Source organism: Streptomyces sp. NPDC090088, from assembly GCF_044747345.1.
Lineage (GTDB): Bacteria > Actinomycetota > Actinomycetes > Streptomycetales > Streptomycetaceae > Streptomyces.
On sequence record NZ_JBIVDZ010000009.1, the window covers coordinates 39040 to 55841 of the forward strand.

The 16802-nt window shown below is 74.2% G+C and carries 13 protein-coding genes; 6 read left to right on the forward strand and 7 right to left on the reverse strand.

The window, feature by feature from the left end; genetic code table 11:
• The first annotated feature begins 198 nt into the window (after positions 1–198).
• Positions 199–690: a hypothetical protein gene (locus ACIPSJ_RS37030; protein WP_401352581.1), complete on the forward strand. Its 492-nt coding sequence runs from the start codon at positions 199–201 to the stop codon at positions 688–690.
• Between the two features lie 50 nt (positions 691–740).
• Here the strand turns inward: ACIPSJ_RS37030 and ACIPSJ_RS37035 are convergent, their stop codons facing one another.
• The 4 genes from ACIPSJ_RS37035 to ACIPSJ_RS37050 form a co-directional block, all read right to left on the reverse strand.
• Entirely contained in the window at positions 741–5336 is a 4596-nt protein-coding gene (locus ACIPSJ_RS37035) for a hypothetical protein (RefSeq protein WP_401352583.1), read from the reverse strand.
• Between the two features lie 40 nt (positions 5337–5376).
• Positions 5377–6246: a hypothetical protein gene (locus tag ACIPSJ_RS37040; RefSeq protein ID WP_355722714.1), complete on the reverse strand. Its 870-nt coding sequence runs from the start codon at positions 6244–6246 to the stop codon at positions 5377–5379.
• Between the two features lie 106 nt (positions 6247–6352).
• Complete coding sequence (locus ACIPSJ_RS37045; RefSeq protein WP_401352585.1) at positions 6353–7879, reverse strand: hypothetical protein; 1527 nt, start codon at positions 7877–7879, stop codon at positions 6353–6355.
• Between the two features lie 134 nt (positions 7880–8013).
• Positions 8014–8709, reverse strand: coding sequence for a GntR family transcriptional regulator (locus tag ACIPSJ_RS37050; protein WP_359224684.1), 696 nt, complete (start codon positions 8707–8709; stop codon positions 8014–8016).
• 172 nt (positions 8710–8881) lie between these two features.
• On the opposite strand from ACIPSJ_RS37050, the gene ACIPSJ_RS37055 reads away from it, so the two are divergent.
• Genes ACIPSJ_RS37055 through ACIPSJ_RS37075 form a run of 5 tightly spaced genes read left to right on the forward strand, consistent with a single transcriptional unit; the run spans position 8882 to position 13337 of the window.
• Positions 8882–10198: an MFS transporter gene (locus ACIPSJ_RS37055; protein ID WP_359224686.1), complete on the forward strand. Its 1317-nt coding sequence runs from the start codon at positions 8882–8884 to the stop codon at positions 10196–10198.
• A complete protein-coding gene (locus ACIPSJ_RS37060; protein WP_359224688.1) occupies positions 10195–11043 on the forward strand; it encodes a putative hydro-lyase in 849 nt (282 codons plus the stop codon). The genes ACIPSJ_RS37055 and ACIPSJ_RS37060 overlap by 4 nt, the downstream gene beginning before the upstream one ends.
• A gap of 19 nt (positions 11044–11062) precedes the next feature.
• The gene (locus ACIPSJ_RS37065; RefSeq protein WP_359224690.1) at positions 11063–11821 is read left to right on the forward strand and encodes a 5-oxoprolinase subunit PxpA; all 759 of its coding nucleotides are present in this window, start codon (positions 11063–11065) and stop codon (positions 11819–11821) included.
• Between the two features lie 32 nt (positions 11822–11853).
• A complete protein-coding gene (locus tag ACIPSJ_RS37070) occupies positions 11854–12471 on the forward strand; it encodes an allophanate hydrolase subunit 1 (RefSeq protein WP_359224716.1) in 618 nt (205 codons plus the stop codon).
• Positions 12468–13337 carry a biotin-dependent carboxyltransferase family protein gene (locus tag ACIPSJ_RS37075; RefSeq protein WP_401352588.1) on the forward strand — a complete coding sequence of 290 codons (870 nt, stop codon included), beginning with the start codon at positions 12468–12470 and terminating at the stop codon, positions 13335–13337. Before ACIPSJ_RS37070 ends, ACIPSJ_RS37075 begins: the two co-directional genes overlap by 4 nt.
• A 107-nt stretch (positions 13338–13444) precedes the next feature.
• On the opposite strand, the gene ACIPSJ_RS37080 is transcribed toward ACIPSJ_RS37075, so the two are convergent.
• Genes ACIPSJ_RS37080 through ACIPSJ_RS37090 form a run of 3 tightly spaced genes read right to left on the reverse strand, consistent with a single transcriptional unit; the run spans position 13445 to position 16625 of the window.
• Positions 13445–14296 carry an SGNH/GDSL hydrolase family protein gene (locus ACIPSJ_RS37080; protein ID WP_401352590.1) on the reverse strand — a complete coding sequence of 284 codons (852 nt, stop codon included), beginning with the start codon at positions 14294–14296 and terminating at the stop codon, positions 13445–13447.
• Positions 14293–15498, reverse strand: coding sequence for a glycosyltransferase (locus tag ACIPSJ_RS37085; protein WP_359224697.1), 1206 nt, complete (start codon positions 15496–15498; stop codon positions 14293–14295). Before ACIPSJ_RS37085 ends, ACIPSJ_RS37080 begins: the two co-directional genes overlap by 4 nt.
• A complete protein-coding gene (locus tag ACIPSJ_RS37090) occupies positions 15495–16625 on the reverse strand; it encodes a glycosyltransferase family 4 protein (RefSeq protein ID WP_401352592.1) in 1131 nt (376 codons plus the stop codon). The genes ACIPSJ_RS37085 and ACIPSJ_RS37090 overlap by 4 nt, the downstream gene beginning before the upstream one ends.
• Positions 16626–16802 lie beyond the last annotated feature (177 nt).

A 16802-nucleotide genomic window follows, 5' to 3' on the forward strand; every position in this document is an offset into this window, starting at 1 on the left:
CCGGAATTTTTCGCTGGTTGGGAATCATCGGGCGAGTTCGTTCGTCCTTGTACATGGGAGATGGGTGCGGAATCGGCCACAGGAGCCGCATCTCGCATCCGGGCGGCGTAAAACAGCGCAAGCCGGGCAGCCACTGGGGAGCCGGGGTCGTCGGACACCGGTGCGAGGAGTCTGCCGGCGGTGGGGAGTGACACGTTGATGGGGACGGCTCAGCGGCGCTTGGCGCCCGAGGACGACACGGTGGTGCGCTCGACGGCACGACCGGGACCCGGGGCAGGTGCGCGACAGCAGGTGCCGTACCGGCCGCTGTGGGTCGAGGAGCCCGCCAAGCGGTACCGGATGCCGGATCCGGTGCGTACCTCGGCCGTGCGGGCGGTGATCATCATCGCGGTCACGCTGATCCAGGCCATGGTGGCGTTCCTCTGCACGATGGCGGAGTCCTGGCTGGCGTTCCCGATGGTGATCAGCAGCGTGGCGAGCACGGTGGTGGCCACCTGGAGCGCGGTCGACGTGCTGGTGACCCGTCAGGTGTGGAGCCAGCGCAACGGCGTGGTCTCGGAGCCGAGCAGCACGGCGCGCGCGTTGCGCCGCGAGCGGCGGGCGGCCCGGCGCCAGGAGCGGGCCGCCGAGCGCGAACAGGAGCGGATACGGCGGCGCGGCGGCAACGCCGGGCAGCTGTCCCACCCCTGAGCGCGTCACGGGGGACACGGGCGACACGCGGGTGACGGGGCACGGGCCCCTCAGGCCGAGGGTTTCTTGAACATCCGGGTCGCCGTGATCTCGCTGTGGACGGTCTCTCCGGCCTGGAGCTGCTGCGGCAGCCCGGGCCGGAGGTGTTCCTCGACGCTGATGTACTTCAGTCCGGCCCTGAGGTCGGCATCGTTGCGCAACCTGATGACCAGCGGGAACTCGGCCAGCGCGGTCGTGTCGAACAGTCCGGTCGTGTAGAGCAGCTGCACCCCCAGGGCGTCCGACACGGCCCGCTGAAGCTCCAGCAGATACGTCGCGTTGGCCCGCCCGATCGGGTTGTCGAGGAACAGCGTCCCCGCGTGCCGGTGCTTGTCCCGGCCCCGGTCGTTGGAGCGCAGCGCGGCCATTGTGCAGTACAGGGCGATGGCGGCCGTGAGCAGCTGCCCGCCGGAGAACACGTCCCCCATCTGCCCCACCGGGACCCGCTCCGCGCGCAGCACCGCGTCGGGCTTGAGGATCTCGACGGCGATCCCCTTCGGTTGCAGGGCCGCCGCAACGCCCCGCAGCAGCAGGGACATTCCGTCCCGCCGCAGGTCGGAGTTCTTCTTCACGGCGGCCCGGGTCGCCTCGTCGACGACCTCGCCCAGCCGCTCGGTGAGCGTGGCCTGGTCGGGCTCCTCGAAGCGGATGCGCAGGAACTCCTGCCCGGACCACTCGCCGAGCCCCTCGGGCAGCCGGGACAGCCGCTGGGCGGACCGCAGGGTCGCGAGCGCGGACTCGACGAGCCCGCGCAGCCGGTCCACGATCGAGTCCCGGTTGCGCTCCAGCTGCGCCAGCTCGTCGGTCAGCACACGCAGTCGGGGGGCGAAGGCGTCGGCCCACTTCTGGGCGTGCTCGGGCAGCGCGGAGGCGGGCAGTTCACGGATCTGCTGGCGCGCGGGGGTGCGGACCGCCTCGTACCGCGTGGAGTTGGCGTGCCGGACCAGCACATCGCTCGCCTCGCGTACGGCGGACTCGGCGGTGGACAGGTCACCGGCGCAGCCGCGCAGCGAGCGGCGGGCCTCGGCGGCGGACTGCCGGGCCTCCTCCGGGCTGCCGGGGTAGGGCTCGGGCGCCTCCTGCTCCTCTTCAGGGGAGTGCTCGCGCAGCAGGTCGCGGAGCATGGCGGCGATCTCGTCGAAGCCGCCGGCCGCGTCCTCGGCGGCGCGGTGGGTCTCCAGCAGGTCGGCGTGGGCCTCGCGGGCCTGGGTCAACGCCTCGGTGCGTGAGGCCAGTTCGGCTGTCGCGGTGCGCAGCAGCGCCTGGGCGTGCTCGGCGTCGCGCGGCTGGAGCTCCTCGGGCAGCTCGGTGTGCGCCTCACCGTCCTCGGGGGCGTGCCGCTCGGCCTCGCCGCGCAGTCGCCCGAGTTGCTCGCTGGCGGTCGACATCCGGGTCTCCAGGAGCTGCACCAGCTCCTCCGCGCGGGCGGCGGCGGCCTGCCGGGAGGGTCCGTCGGAGCCTTCGGGCGACTGCAGCAGCTGCTCCGCGCGGGTGCGGACCTTGTTGCTCAGCCGGTCCAGTTCCGCGAGCGCGGCGCTGTCGTCGCTCTCCGAGCGGGCCTGCTCGGCACGCAGGTCGGCGCCTACGCCCACCTTCTCGTAGACCTGGGAGGCGGCCCGGTAGGCCTCGCGCAGGGCGGGCAGCGAGGACTTGGGCGCGTCCTCGTCCGCCTCGGGCACGTCGTCGGGGGCGCCGGCGATCTCGGAGCGCTCGGCGCGCAGGGCGCGGGCGGTGCGGCGGGCGTCGTCGGCGGCGCGCTGGGCGGCGCGCCGGTCCTCGTCGGCGGCCCGGGCGCGCTCCAGACAGGACTGGGCGCGAGCCTCCGACTCGACGGCCTCGTCGGCGAGTTCCCGCAGTTTCACCTGCCAGCCGGACCGCTCACGGAGCCGGAACGCGAGGCCGGCGAGGGCGTCGGCGGACCGTCGGGCCTTCTGCGCGGCCTCCTGCCGCTCGTCACGCACCTGGGCGGCCTCGGCGGCGGCCTCCTCGGCCTCCGCCCGCACGGCCCGCGCCTCGGTCAGTTCGGCCTCGGACTCCTCCGCGAACACACGGGCGTCCCCCGCGGCCTGCGCCAGCTCCACCAGCCGCCCGGCCGGGCAGCCGGTGCGCCAGGAGGCGAGCCGGGCGGCCAGCTCGCGGTCCTTGCCGAGCCGCGCGGCGAGGGTGCGGATCTCCTCGTCCCGCTCGGTCGCCCGGGCGCGGAGCGCCTGCCGTTCCTCGTCGGCGGCGTGCTCGTCGTGCATGGCCGGGTTCGGCGGTACGAGGAACACGTCGCCCGGGGTGGCGTCGGCGGCCGGAGTCGGTGCGAGCAGGGCGGCGGCGGTGCCGACGGCGACGGCGGAACGCGGCAGCAGGGCCGCCTCGCCGAGTGCCTCGCGGGCCCGCGCGTGCGTGTCCGGGTCGGTGATGATGACGCCGTCGACGAGTTCGGGGCGGGCGGCGAGCACGCGCGCGTGGTCCGCCGGGTCGACGGCCTGGGCGAGGTAGCGCCAGCCGGGCAGGGCCGGGATGCCGTGCTCGCCGAGGAACTCGACGGTGGCCAGCACATCGGGTCCCGGGGGCAGCAGTCCGCCGTCGCCCAGGGCGCCGAGGATCCGGGCGTCGTCGGCGGCCGCAGTGCGCAGTTCGAACAGGTGCCGCTCGGCGGAGCCGACGGCGTCGTCGAGCAGCTCGCGCAACTCGTCGGCGAACCGGTCGAGTTCCTCGGGGGTGAGGGTGTCGTCGCCGCCCTCGTGCCGGGGCCGCGGCACAGCCGTACGGGAGCCGGTGAGGCCGAGCAGTTCGGCGAGCCGCTGCTCCGCCGCCAGCGCCTCGGCGAGGCGCTGCTCGGCGTCGTACGTTCGCTCGGCCGCCGTCGCCGCGTCCGCCGCGCGGGCGGCCGTGAGCTCGGCGCGGGACTCGGCGGAGGCCGCCTCGCGCGCGTGCTCGGCGGTCTTGCGGGAGGCCTCGCGGGCGGTGTCCCAGGCGGCCACGGCCGTCTTCTCGGCGTCGCTGGCCGCGAGGGCGGCGCGGGCCGGGTCGGCGTCCGGGGCGCTGTCGTCGAGCCAGCCCGCGCGGACCGCCTCGGCGGTCTCCTGCTCGACCTCGCCGAGGCGCTGGCGCAGATGTCCGGCCTCGCTGCGGGCACGCTGGGCCTCGGTGGCGGAGGAGGTCGAGTCCCGGTACGCGGAGTCGCTGACCTCCTGGAGGGCGGCGGACCGCTCCTCCTCCTCGTTGGCGAGGTTCTCGGCGTTCTCGGCGGCCGAGTGCAGGGCCCTGACGAGGTCGACGGCGGCCTTGGCGCGGGCGGCGAGCGCGGGGGCCGCGTCCCGTTCGGCCTCCTGGATGGCGGCGGCCACCCGTGCGACGCGGTCGGCGGCGGCCCGGTGCCGCAGCACGGCCTCGGCGGCCTGCCAGGCGGAGTGCAGGGTGCGCGCGTCGGCCAGCTCGCGCTTCTGCGCGGCGGCCGACTTCTCACCGGCGGCCAGCGCCAGCGAGGCGTGCCGGTAGGCGAGTTCGGCGGCGATGAGCGCGCTGCGCTCACGGGCGCCCTCGGAGTGGGTGACGGCGTAGGCGGCGGCCGTGACCCGCTGGGCGAGTTCGGCGGCGCGCACCCGCTCCTCCACGCCCCGCGCGGACAGCCGCCGGGCCAGCGTGCGGGTGCGGCGTTCGGCGCCCGCGTGGATGTCCCGTGCGCGGGCCCGTCCCTCCGCGGCCTCCACGATCCGGCCGAGCAGCTCCACCGATCCTGCGGTGAAGTCCCGTTCGGCGATCAGTTCGGCGCGCCGCCCCAGCTTGTTGCCGAAGCCACCGACCAGGTCCGCGAGCCCGTCGGTGTCCCGGGTGTCGGTCACGGCCCGCAGCAGCAGGTCGGTGAAGTCGGAGTCCTTCTTCACCGCGAACAGGCCGGCGGCCTCGCCCTCGTCGGCGTTCATCTCCCGCTGGTAGCGGAAGAGTTCGGGGTCCAGGCCCAGGTCGCCGAGGTGCTCGATCCAGCGGTCGTGGATCTCCTCCCAGTGCACCTCCAGATGCGGGTAGAACTTGCTCGCCTCGGTGATGGCGTCCCTGAAGCCCTTCATGGTCCGCCGGCGCCCCTGTGCGCCGGAGGCGCCCTCCACCGGCGGCCGTACGGCGGTGGACTCGGCGACCGGCAGGTTGTCCAGGGAGAGCCCCGGACCGGGCCGGAAGGAGTACCAGGCCTCCGCGAACCTCCGCGGGTCGTTGGAGACCTGCCGCCCCCGCCACTCGCTCACCTTGCCCACGACCACGCACTCGCCGGTCAGCGTGTGCTGCCACTCCAGGGCGACATGCCCGCAGTCGTCGGCGAGCAGGAACTTGCGCAGTACGCCCGAGCTGGCGCCGCCGAGGGTGTTGCGGTGGCCCGGCAGCATCACCGAGAAGATCAGCTTGAGCAGCACCGACTTGCCGCCGCCGTTCTCCAGGAAGAGCACGCCGGCGGGCGCGGGCCGGCGCGGCGGGCCGACCGGCTCCTTCTCGAAGAACTCCGCCTGGGTGGGGGCGGGGTCGGGCACGGGCTCGCCGACACCGCGCAGGTCCAGCACGGTGTCGGCGTAGCGCGCACCGGCGGGCCCGATGGAGTAGAGGCGGACCCGGGACAGCTCGTACATGGCGGACTCTCGTAAGGCTTGGGAAAGGGGTTCTGACGGCTCAGGAGTGGAACGGCAGCCCTGCGTCGGCGACCAGGTCCAGATCCTCGGTGTCGTCGGCGGGCATCAGACTGGCCGTGCCGTCGGTGACCGGGACGACACCCAGCTCCAGCAGCTCGGCCATGGCGGCGCTGCCCGCCATGTCCCGCACCTGGAGCTGGTAGCGGGCCGTCGTGCGGTAGGTGCCGCCCTGGTCGTCGCCGGTGCGCTGGAGGAACCCGGAGTCGGTGAGGAAGACGACCGCCTTGCCGATGATCCCGGTGGTGGAACCGGCCAGCCGGCGGGCGTCCTTGGTGGCACCGGTCGCGCTGCGTCTGGCCCAGATCCGCCAGGCGGCCTCCAGGCCGGGCGCGTCGGTGGCGGGGTCGGTGTTCTCCCCCAGCTCCTCCGCCCGTTCCTCAAGGCGGCGGCAGGCCTGCCGTACGAAGGCGTCGACGCCGTTGACCGTGATCCGCCCGATGTACCCGTCGTCGGCCAGGTCCTCGGGGCGCGGGAAGGCCAGTGCGGCGACGGCGAGATGCGCGAGTCCGTGCAGGAAGCGGTCGCTGCCGTCCGCGGACGTACGACGCGCGTAGTCGCCCATGCGAACGGCGAACACCGAGTCCTCGGCGGCGGTCACGGCCATCCCCGCGCGGGGCGACACCTCCAGCACCACAAGACCGAGCCCGGCGGCCACGGCATCCGCGAGCCGCGCGAACACGGGGTCCTCCCGGTACCGCCGCAGCAGCTCCGTGTACTCCTGGTCACGCGCGGGCTGCAGCTTGGGCTGCAACCCGAAGGCGACGAGCCGCGCGGCATCGGCGGCATCGGCCGGCGTGACGGCAGCGGGCGCCGCCCCGGCAGACACCTCAGCCTCGACGTACTCGCTCACTACGACAACTCCCTCGACTTGAAAACAGGGGTCGGCGCAAGCGCCCCGTCAGGGGCGCGGGGAACTGCGCGACCAGCCACGAACGACCCGCACCCGACGCACGACATCACGCCGCCTCGGTCCGATCCGCAGCCATCCCCACCGCGTCCAGCAAAGCGGTCCCCACGATCAGATCCGCCCCACCGAACTCGGGATCGTCCAGCTCGGTCCCGTCGTCCACGGCGAACAGCAACTTCTCCTCGCCCTGCCGATACGCCGTACCGACCGCGGGACTGGCCGCGTGCACCGCCAACAAGGCCACCAGATACGGCAGATCGGGATCGGACCGCCGCGCCTGCGCCAACAGCCCCGACAACCTCCGGGGCGCGTCGGCCGGAAGATCCAGCAATTCCATGGCGGCAGCCAGCTGCTCCTCGCTGAACCGGCTGTCGTCCGGTGTGGCGATGAGGTCCGGCTCCGGCATCTCCGCGCCCAGGTGCTCCCGCTCGACCGGCGGCGTCAGCAGTATGTCGACGAGGTCGCCGACCCGCACCGACACCGGCGTCCGCAGCCCGGTGCCACGCGCGAAGAACGCGCTCGTGACCCGGCTCGCCTGCTCCATCGGCAGCGGCAGCAGCGGCGCGAGGAGATGCCCGTACAGGTCTGTGCCGGACGTCGTCATCGGTGTCGCGAACGCCTGCCGGTCCTGCTCCGCGCGGAACAGCGGCCCGGCCTCCAGCAGTCGCGACTGCAACTGCGTATGGCGTCGGATGCAGTCCTTGACGATGTCGACGAGTTCGGCGGCGCGCCGCTTGTTCTCGGGCTCCTCGGTCTCGTCGCGGGCCTTGCGGATGTTGGTGAGGATCGCGTTCTCGTGCCGGTAGCGGTCGGCGACGTGGTCCAGGGCCTCGGCGATCATGTCGGGGACGGCGTTGAGCCAGTCCACCGCGCGGACGTTGCGCCGGGTGGCGTCCAGGGCGCGGCGCAGGGACTCCGAGTACTGCACGGTCCGGTAGCGGGCCTGCTCCGCGGCGAGCTGGGCGTCGGCGAGGCGGCCGCGGTTGATCAGCACCTCCAGCTTGACCTCGGCGGCGATCTGGGCACTGGTGACGTCCGTGTCGAGGGCGCCGACCAGGACGTTGACCGCCTCGTCCGTGGTCCGCAGGTACACCGTGCCGCCGGGGCCCGGCACCTCCTCGATGAGCTTGAAGTCGTAGTCCCGGCGGACGTAGGACCCGTCGGGCGCGAAGGTGCCGTACACGGCGCGGAAGCCGCGGTCGACGCTGCCGACGTTGATCAGGTTCTCCAGGACCCAGCGGGCCACCCGCTCGTGCTCGGCGACCGGGCGGTGCGGGGTCTGGGCGGAGATGCGCGGGATCAGCCGGGCGACGATCTGCTCGTGGTCGGCGCCGGTGTCGAAGTCCATGTTGAGGGTGACCAGGTCGATGGCGGAGAGGGCCACCTCGGCCATGCCGTAGACCGAGTACTCGCCGGCCAGGTTCGCCTTGCGGGTGTCGAGGTCGTGCAGCGGCGCGGTGCACGCGAGCGCGCGCAGCCGCCGCGCCAGCCCCTCGTCGGCGGCCGGGCCCGGTGCCGGGCGCGGCCCCGCGCTGAGCTGGGGCGGAACGCTGTCCGTCGAAGCAGGCGAAGTCACGGTGCACAGACTAGGTCCTGGGTCTGACATCGGCCCAAACGACGCAGGTGGCTCCGCCGGTGGGGCCGGGTGGGTGCGGGTGGTTCGCCACGGTGCGGGCCGGTGGGGGCTCGTCGCGCAGTTCCCCGCGCCCCTTACGGGGCGCTGTCGACCCGGCGTCGGTAGACCTCCACCACTCGTTCCAGCGAATCCGTGAGGTAGGTCTCAAGCAGCCGTTCCGCTCCGTATCTGTCGCCCGCTTCCAGGGCTCGGAGGATCTCCCGGTTCCGGGCCAGGTACGGCTCGTGCAGCGCGTGCGGGTCGTCGACCACGTGGAACGCGAGGCGGAGTTCGGCGAAGACGCTGCGCATCAGTTCGTCGGTGCGTTCGCTGCCGGCCAGGACGACCAGTTCCCGGTGGAAGTGGATATTGGCCGTACCCACTGCTTTCCAGTCATCTCCGGCCGCCGCCCGCTGCCCCTCGGTGACCGCCGCCGACAGGGCGTCCAGGGCGTACGGCGGGTCGCCGAGGCCGCGTACGACGGCGCACTCGACGAGGGTCCGGGTGCGGTAGATGTCCTCGACGTCCTCGACGGTCAGGACCCGGACGAAGACGCCCCGGTTGAGTTCGTGGACGAGCAGGCGTTCATGGGTGAGCAGCCGGAACGCCTCGCGCAGCGTGTTGCGCGAGACGCCGAGCGCACCGCCGATGCCGTCCTCCGACAGCCGGGTTCCTGGCGGGAAGTACCCCTCGGCGATCCGGCTTCTGAGGATGTCGGAGACCCGTTCGGCGGTGCTGGTGCGCCCGAGGAGGGCGCGGTCGTCGGCCAGTCCCGTCAGCTGCTCTGCCATGCCCGGAATTCAACCGCAGACACAGGAACGAAACAACGTGCCTATTGAAGGATCGTTGAACGATCCTCTACGGTGCTCATCACGCTCACCACGACACGGCCCCGCACGGCCCCATACGGCCCCCGCACGGCTCAGTCCACGCACCCTCCGTCCCCTCATCTGCGAGGTGCACATGAGCACGACTCCTCCACCCCAGGCCCTGACCGACACCCAGCCGGGCAAGGGCGAACGCGCCGCCGAGGACGGCGCGTTCGGCTGGCTGCACGCCCTCGGCCCGCGCGGCCGGCGCGCGTTCGCCGGTGCTTTCGGCGGATATGCCCTGGATTCATATGACTACTTCACGCTGCCGCTGAGCATGGTCGCGCTTGCGGCGTACTTCGGTCTGGACAGCGGCCAGACCGGCCTGTTCACCACCGTCACCCTGGTGGTGTCCGCGATCGGCGGCGCCGTGGCGGGCGTGGTCGCGGACCGGGTCGGCCGGGTCCGCGCCCTGATGATCACGGTGATCACCTACGCGGTCTTCACGGTGGCCTGCGGTTTCGCGCCCAACTACGAGACGCTGCTGGTGTTCCGCGCGCTCCAGGGTCTCGGTTTCGGCGGCGAGTGGGCGGTCGGCGCGATCCTGGTCGCCGAGTACGCGAGCGCCCGACACCGCGGCCGCACGCTGGGCGCGATCCAGAGTTCCTGGGCCGTCGGCTGGGCGCTCGCCGCGATCGTCTACACGCTGGTCTTCTCGTTCGTCGGCGACGACATGGCCTGGCGGGTGATGTTCTGGACCGGCGCGCTGCCCGCGCTGCTGGTGGTCTGGCTGCGCCGCCGGGTGCACGACGCCCCGCAGGCGGTCGCGGTACGGGAACAGAGTCCGCAGCGCGGCTCGTTCGCCGCGATCTTCCGGCGGGGCACGGCCGACGCGCCCGGGCTGCTGCGCACCACGGTCTTCGCGGGCCTGCTCTCCACGGGGGTGCAGGGCGGCTACTACACGCTGGCGACCTGGATCCCGACGTACCTCAAGACCGACCGCGGTCTGTCGGTCGTCGGCACCGGCGGCTATCTGACCTTCCTGATCTCCGGGGCGTTCCTCGGCTACCTGACCGGCGGCTATCTCACCGACCGGCTGGGCCGCCGGCGCAACATCTGGCTGTTCGCGCTGTTGTCGGCGGTCTGTGTGCTGGCGTACGCGAACATCCCGGACAGCGCCAACACGCTGCTCCTGGTGCTCGGTTTCCCGCTCGGCTTCTGTATGTCGGCGATCTTCAGCGGCTTCGGTTCGTATCTGAGCGAGCTGTACCCGACGGCGGTGCGCGGCACCGGGCAGGGCTTCACGTACAACACCGGACGCGCGGTGGGCGCGGTCTTCCCGACCCTGGTGGGCTTCCTGGCCGACAGCTGGGGCGTGGGCGGTGCGCTGGTCTTCGGCGCCGCCGGATACGCGCTCGCCGCCCTGGCCCTGTTCGGACTGCCGGAGACGCGCGGGAAGGAACTGGCGTGAACCGTACGGAAGACCGCTCACCCGTCCTCGCGACCGAGGACCGGCCCGTCGTGCTGACCGACGAGCACGCGCACGCGTGGAGCCCGCACACCGCGCGGGCCCGCTTCCGGGAGGGCCTCACGGGCGCCACGGCCGGGGTCGCGGCCGGTCACACCCAGGCCAACCTGATCTCGGTGCCCGCGGACTGGGCGTACGACATGCTGCTGTTCTGCCAGCGCAACCCCAAGGCCTGTCCGGTGCTCGACGTCACCGACGCCGGGGCCACCGGCACCGTGCTCGCCGAGGGCGCGGACCTGCGCACCGACCTGCCGCGCTACCGGGTGTGGCGGGACGGCGAGCTGGTGGACGAGCCGACGGACGTGCGCGCGTACTGGCGGGACGACCTGGTGTCGTTCCTGCTCGGGTGCAGCTTCACCTTCGAGTGGGCGCTGGCCGGGGCCGGAGTGCCGATCCGCCACGTCGAGCAGGGCCGGAACGTGCCGATGTACGTCACCAGCAGCCCGTGCCGTCCGGCGGGGCGGCTCAGCGGTCCGATGGTGGTGTCCATGCGCCCGGTGCCCCCGGCGCATCTGTCCGCCGCGATCCGGGAGAGCAGTCTGCTCCCGGCGGTGCACGGCGGCCCCGTGCACTGCGGCGATCCCTCGGTGCTCGGCATCGAGGACCTGGGCCGACCGGACTTCGGCGACCCGGTGGACGCCGACCCGGACGACATCCCGGTGTTCTGGGCGTGCGGGGTGACCCCGCAGGCGGCCGTGATGGCCTCACGGCCGCCGTTCGCCCTCACGCACGCGCCGGGCCAGATGTTCATCAGCGACGCCCGCGACGAGCAGTACCGCGTGGCCTGACAGGGGAGACAACGGATCCATGACCTCGATCGACCTGAACGCCGATCTCGGCGAGGGCTTCGGCCGCTGGCGGCTGACCGACGACGAGCAGTTGCTGTCCGTCGTCACCAGCGCCAACGTGGCCTGCGGCTTCCACGCCGGGGACGCGGCCACCATGCGGCGGGTGTGCGAGCTGGCGGCCGGGCGCGGGGTGACGATCGGCGCCCAGGTGTCCTACCGGGACCTGGCGGGGTTCGGGCGGCGCGCGATGGACGTGCCGCCCGCCGAACTGGCGGCCGAGGTGGCCTACCAGATCGGCGCTCTGGAGGTCTTCGCCCGGGCGGCGGGCTCACGGGTGGCGTACGTGAAGCCGCACGGCGCGCTCTACAACCGGGTGGTGCACGACGAGGAGCAGGCCGCCGCGGTGGTCGACGGCGTGCTCCTCGCGGACGCCTCGCTGCCCGTGCTCGGGCTGCCCGGTTCGCGGCTGCTGGAGCGGGCCGGGAAGGCGGGGCTGCCGGCCGTCCCGGAGGCGTTCGCGGACCGCGCGTACACCGACGAGGGGACGCTCGTCCCGCGCGGGCGCGAGGGCGCGGTGGTGAGCGACCCGGAGACGGTCGTGGAGCGCTCGGTGGAACTGGCGCGCTCCGGCGCGGTCACCGCGCACTCCGGCGCGCGCATCGCCGTACGCGCGCGCTCCCTCTGTCTGCACGGCGACACCCCGGGCGCCGTGGAGCTGGCGCGCCGGGTGCGCGCGCGGCTCACGGCGGCGGGCGTGACCGTGGCGGCCTTCGCATGAGCGGGACCGACCGCGCCGGAACCACCATGCCCATGACCACGCGGCTCGTCGGTGACGACGCCCTCCTCGTCGAGGTCGGCACCGGTGCCGACGCCCAGGCGCTCCACGCCGAGCTGCTGCGCCGCCGCGCGGAGGGCTCGCTGACGGTCCGCGAGATCGTGCCCGCCGCCCGCACGGTCCTGCTCGACGGCCTCGACGACCCGGCCCGCCGGGCCGCCGAGCTGGCCGCCGCCGCGATCCCGCCCACTCCCCCACGCGCGCGTGCGGCGATCGAGCTGCCCGTGCGCTACGACGGCCCGGACCTCGCCGAGGTCGCCGCGCACTGGCGGGTGCCCGAGCGGGAGGTCGCCCGCATCCACGCGGGGGCCGACTTCACGGTCGCCTTCTGCGGCTTCGCGCCGGGCTTCGGCTACCTCACCGGGCTCCCCGCCCGCTACGACGTGCCGCGCCGCGCCACCCCGCGCACGGCCGTGCCCGCGGGCGCGGTGGCCCTGGCCGGGCCGTACACCGGGGTGTACCCGCGCTCCTCGCCGGGCGGCTGGCAGCTGATCGGGACGACGGAGGCGGTGCTGTGGGACCACACGCGTGTGCCGGCCGCGCTGCTGGCGCCGGGGACGCGGGTGCGGTTCGTGCCGGTGGGGGACCTGTGACCGACCGCGCGCTCGTCGTCGTACGGGCCGGGGCGCTGACCACCGTGCAGGACCGGGGGCGGCCCGGGTACGCGCATCTCGGGGTACCCCGTTCCGGCGCGCTGGACGGGCCCGCCGCGGCGCTCGTCAACCGGCTGGTCGGCAACTCCCCCGACGCGGCGGTCCTGGAGACGACGCTCAACGGCTGTGCCGTACGGCCGCGTTCCACGGTGGTGGTCGCCGTCGGCGGTGCGCCGTGCCCGGTCGCGGTGGGCGGGCGCCCGGCCGCGTGGGGCGCGCCCGTGGCCGTTCCGGCCGGGGAACTGCTGGAAGTGGGAAAGGCACTGTCCGGCGTACGGAGTTATGTGGCCGTCTCCGGTGGCATCGCCGTCGAGCCGGTGCTGGGCAGCCGGGCCACGGACCTGCTCTCCGGGCTCGGCCCCGCTCCGCTGGCGGACGGCACGGTGCTGCCGCTGGGCGCTCCGGCGGGCCCGCACGCGCGCGTGGACGTCGGACCGCAGCCGTCCCCGCCGGCCGGGCTGGTGCTGCGGGTGACGCTCGGCCCGCGCGCCGACTGGTTCACGGCAGACGCCGTCCGGGCGTTCACCTCGCGCGCGTACCGCGTCTCGTCGGCGAGCAACCGGATCGGGCTGCGCACGGAGGGGCCCGCCCTGGAGCGGGCCCGTCCCGGTGAACTCCCCAGCGAGGGCATGGTCCTCGGCGCCGTCCAGGTGCCGCCGGACGGACGTCCGGTGGTGTTCCTGGCCGACCATCCGACCACCGGCGGCTATCCGGTGATCGCGGTGGTCCGCGCCGCCGACCTCCCGGCGACGGCCCAGGCGGTCCCGGGCACCCCGGTCCGCTTCGTGGCCGTACGCCGCCGCTGAACCGCCGTACGCCGCCGCTGAACCGCCGTACGGCATCGCTGAACCGCCGTACGACACCCCTCGTTCGGCGGGGCTGGCGCCCTCGGTCTCACGCGGCGTCGGCGGTCTCACGCGGCGTCGGCGGGCCGCTCCGGCGGGTGGAGGGCGGCGAGCGCGGCGGAGACGGCGGCCGACGCGCTCAGGTCCAGACGGGCGCTGGTCCCCTTGCGGCGGTGCCGCATCTCGTCGAGGGCCAGCCGCATCAGCTGGGGCAGCAGGTCGCGGCAGCGCCTGATCACCCAGGCGGTGCCGGCGGTGGCCAGCCACAACAGGCTCGCCGACTTGGTCGGCGCCGCGAACTCGGGCTCGGGGGACGGCGCCGTCCCCGTCGCCTTGCCCATCGGGGCGAGCATCGCGTGGAAGCGGACGGCGAGCTGCCGGTGCCCGCGCTCGCACGGGTGCAGCCGGTCCGCGCTCCACAGCCCGCGGTCGGTGAGCCAGGCGCCCTCCGCCGCGTGCAGATGGACGGCCCCGTACCGCTCGGACAGGGCGTGCACGACCGCGTTGACCGCGCGCTGCCGGCGGGCCAGCGGGCGGGCCAGGGCGCCCGGGAGCCGCAGCATCGAGCCGGGGTCGGGCAGGCAGGCCGTGAGCAGGATCGCGCCCTGCTGGGTGAAGGCCGCGTAGACCCTGTCGAGCCGCTCGGCCACCGCGTGGATGTCGAAGGTGCAGCGCAGGGTGTCGTTGACGCCTATGACGACGGCGACGATGTCGGGGCGCAGGTCCAGTGCGGCCGGGGTCTGGCGTTCCAGCACGTCCCGGGTCTGCGCCCCGCTGACCGCGAGGTTGGTGAAGTCCACGTCCTTGACGGCGAGTCCGCCGGCGAGCAGCGCGGCCCAGCCGCGCCACCCGTCGCCGGCGGGGTCGCCCACGCCCTCGGTCAGCGAGTCCCCGAGCGCCACGAAACGAACCGCTCTCATGCCACGCCCTCCGGCACGACACGACGGACCGGTTCCGTCGCTCCGCTCTCGTCACGACGGCACAGCACCGGCGCGTCGTGCGCGGCGAGGAAGGCCTCCACGGCCGTTCCCCAGCCGAAGCACTCCGCACGCGCGCGTGCCGTCTCCCGGCGCTGGGCGGCGGGGCGCTCCAGGAGCGTCTCCACCGCGTCGGCGAACGCCTCCCCGCGGTCGGCCGCGGTGGCCCCCGCGGAGCCGATCACCTCGGGCAGCGCGGAGGAGGCGCTGGCGACCACGGGGGTCCCGCAGGCCATGGCCTCCAGCGCGGCGAGCCCGAAGGTCTCGGCGGGCCCGGGCGCCAGCGCCACGTCGGCGGAGGCCTGCAGCGAGCCCAGGGTGTCCCGGTCGGAGACGTGCCCCAGGAAGGTCACCGGCAGCCGGCGCTCCCGCGCGCGCTGTTCCAGGCGCTCCCGCAGCGGCCCGTCGCCGGCGACGACCAGGATGACCCGGCGCCCGCGCCGTACCAGCGCCTCCAGGGCGTCCAGGGCGGTGCCGGGCCGCTTCTCCACGGACAGCCGCGAGCACATGACGAGCAGGGCCTCGTCGTCGCGCGCGTACCGCGCCCGAAGGTCGAGGTCGCGCATCGAGGGATGGCGGCCGATCAGGTCGACGCCCAGGGGGGCGCGTACGACGTTGCGCGCGCCGATGCGGATGAACTCGCGCTCGGCGAACTCGGTGGTGCACACCACGCGCGCGTAGGTGTGCGCCGTGCGGATGTTGAGGGCGTCGGCGGTCCGCCGGGACATGTTCTCGGACAGGCCCCAGGTGCGCAGGACACCGTCGGCGGTCTCGTGGGAGACCATCACGGCGGGGACCCGGGCGCGCCGGGCCCAGCGTCCGGTCCAGCGCAGGGTGGTCCGGTCGGACACCTCCAGGCGGTCCGGGGCGAGGCGCTCCAGGAGGGTCTGCACCCGCTTCTTGTCGACGAGGACGCGGTAGCCGCCGGTGCCGGGCAGCAGCGGGCCGGGCAGCGTGATGACCCGGCCCTGCTCCTCGTCCCGGTCCGAGTAGCGCTCGCCCGGGACGATCAGGACCGACTCGTGGCCGGCGGCCACGAAGCCCTTCCCGAGCTCGCGCAGGGCGGTGCGCAGACCACCCGACGACGGGGCCACGAAGTTGGCCAGCCGGACGATGCGCAGGGGCGCGGACGAAGTGGCGCTCATGCAGCCACCACCGGCCGGCGTGCCGCGAGCACGTCCTCGTAGTGCTGGATCAGCTGGTCGCCGACGGCGGCCCAGGTGCGGCCCTCGACGGTCTGGCGGGCGGCGGCGCCGAAGCCGGCCCGCAGCGCGGGGTCGGCCACCAGGGACGCCACGGCCTCGCGGACGGCGCCCGCGTCGCGCGGCGGGACCAGGAACCCGGTGCGGCCGTGGTCGACCAGGTCGATCGGGCCGCCGACGGCGGGCGCGACGACCGGGACGCCGCTGGCCATGGCCTCCTGGACGGTCTGGCAGAACGTCTCGAAGGGGCCGGTGTGCGCGAAGACGTCGAAGGAGGCGAAGATCCGGGCGAGGTCGGAGCCGGTGCGGCGGCCGAGGAAGACCGCGCCGGGCAGCGCCTCGGTGAGGTGCGCCTGGCTGGGCCCGTCGCCGACGATCACGACCTTGACGCCGTCCAGGCCGCAGACCCCGGAGAGCAGTTCGATCTGCTTCTCGGGGGCGAGCCGGCCGACGTAGCCGACGATGACCTCGCCGTTCGGGGCGATCTCGCGGCGCAGTGCCTCGTCGCGGAACTCGGGGCGGAAGCGGACGGTGTCCACGCCGCGCTGCCACAGCTGGATCCGGGGGACGCCGTGCGCCTCCAGGTCGCTGATCGACGCGGTGGACGGGGCGAGGGTGCGGTCGGCGGCGCCGTGCACGGACCGGATCCGCCGCCAGGCGGCGGCCTCGCCGGCGCCCACGTAGGTACGGGCGTATCCGGCCAGGTCGGTCTGGTAGACGGCGACGGCCGGGATGGCGAGCCGGGCGGCGGCGGCCATGCCGCGGACGCCGAGGATGAAGGGGCTGGCCAGGTGCACCACGTCGGGACGGTGCTCGATCAGCGCGGTGGCGAGCTTGCGGCTGGGGAGAGCCACGCGGACCTGGGGATAGCCCGGGAGCGGAAGGGAGGGGACATGGACGACAGGGCACGGCGCGGCGGCCGCGGCGAGCCTGTTTCCGGGGGCGGGGGCCGGTGCGACGACGAGGGGAGCGTGACCGCGATCGACGAGGTGTCGGGCGGTCTGGAGCGCGCAGTGGGCCACGCCGTTCACATCGGGGGGAAAGGATTCGGTCACGATGACGACACGCATACCGGTGTTGTCGCCGCGCTGGACGTGGCCGCGTCAAAGTGGATCTTTCCGAAGGTTAAACGTCCCATGAGCGTTGGCCTGCACACCCGAGCGGGCCAGCCTGCGTCCACGCGTGGCTGGCCTGTCGGTCACGGGCTGTTCACCCGGCGGGCGGTCGTCCGCGTACGGAACGTGCGG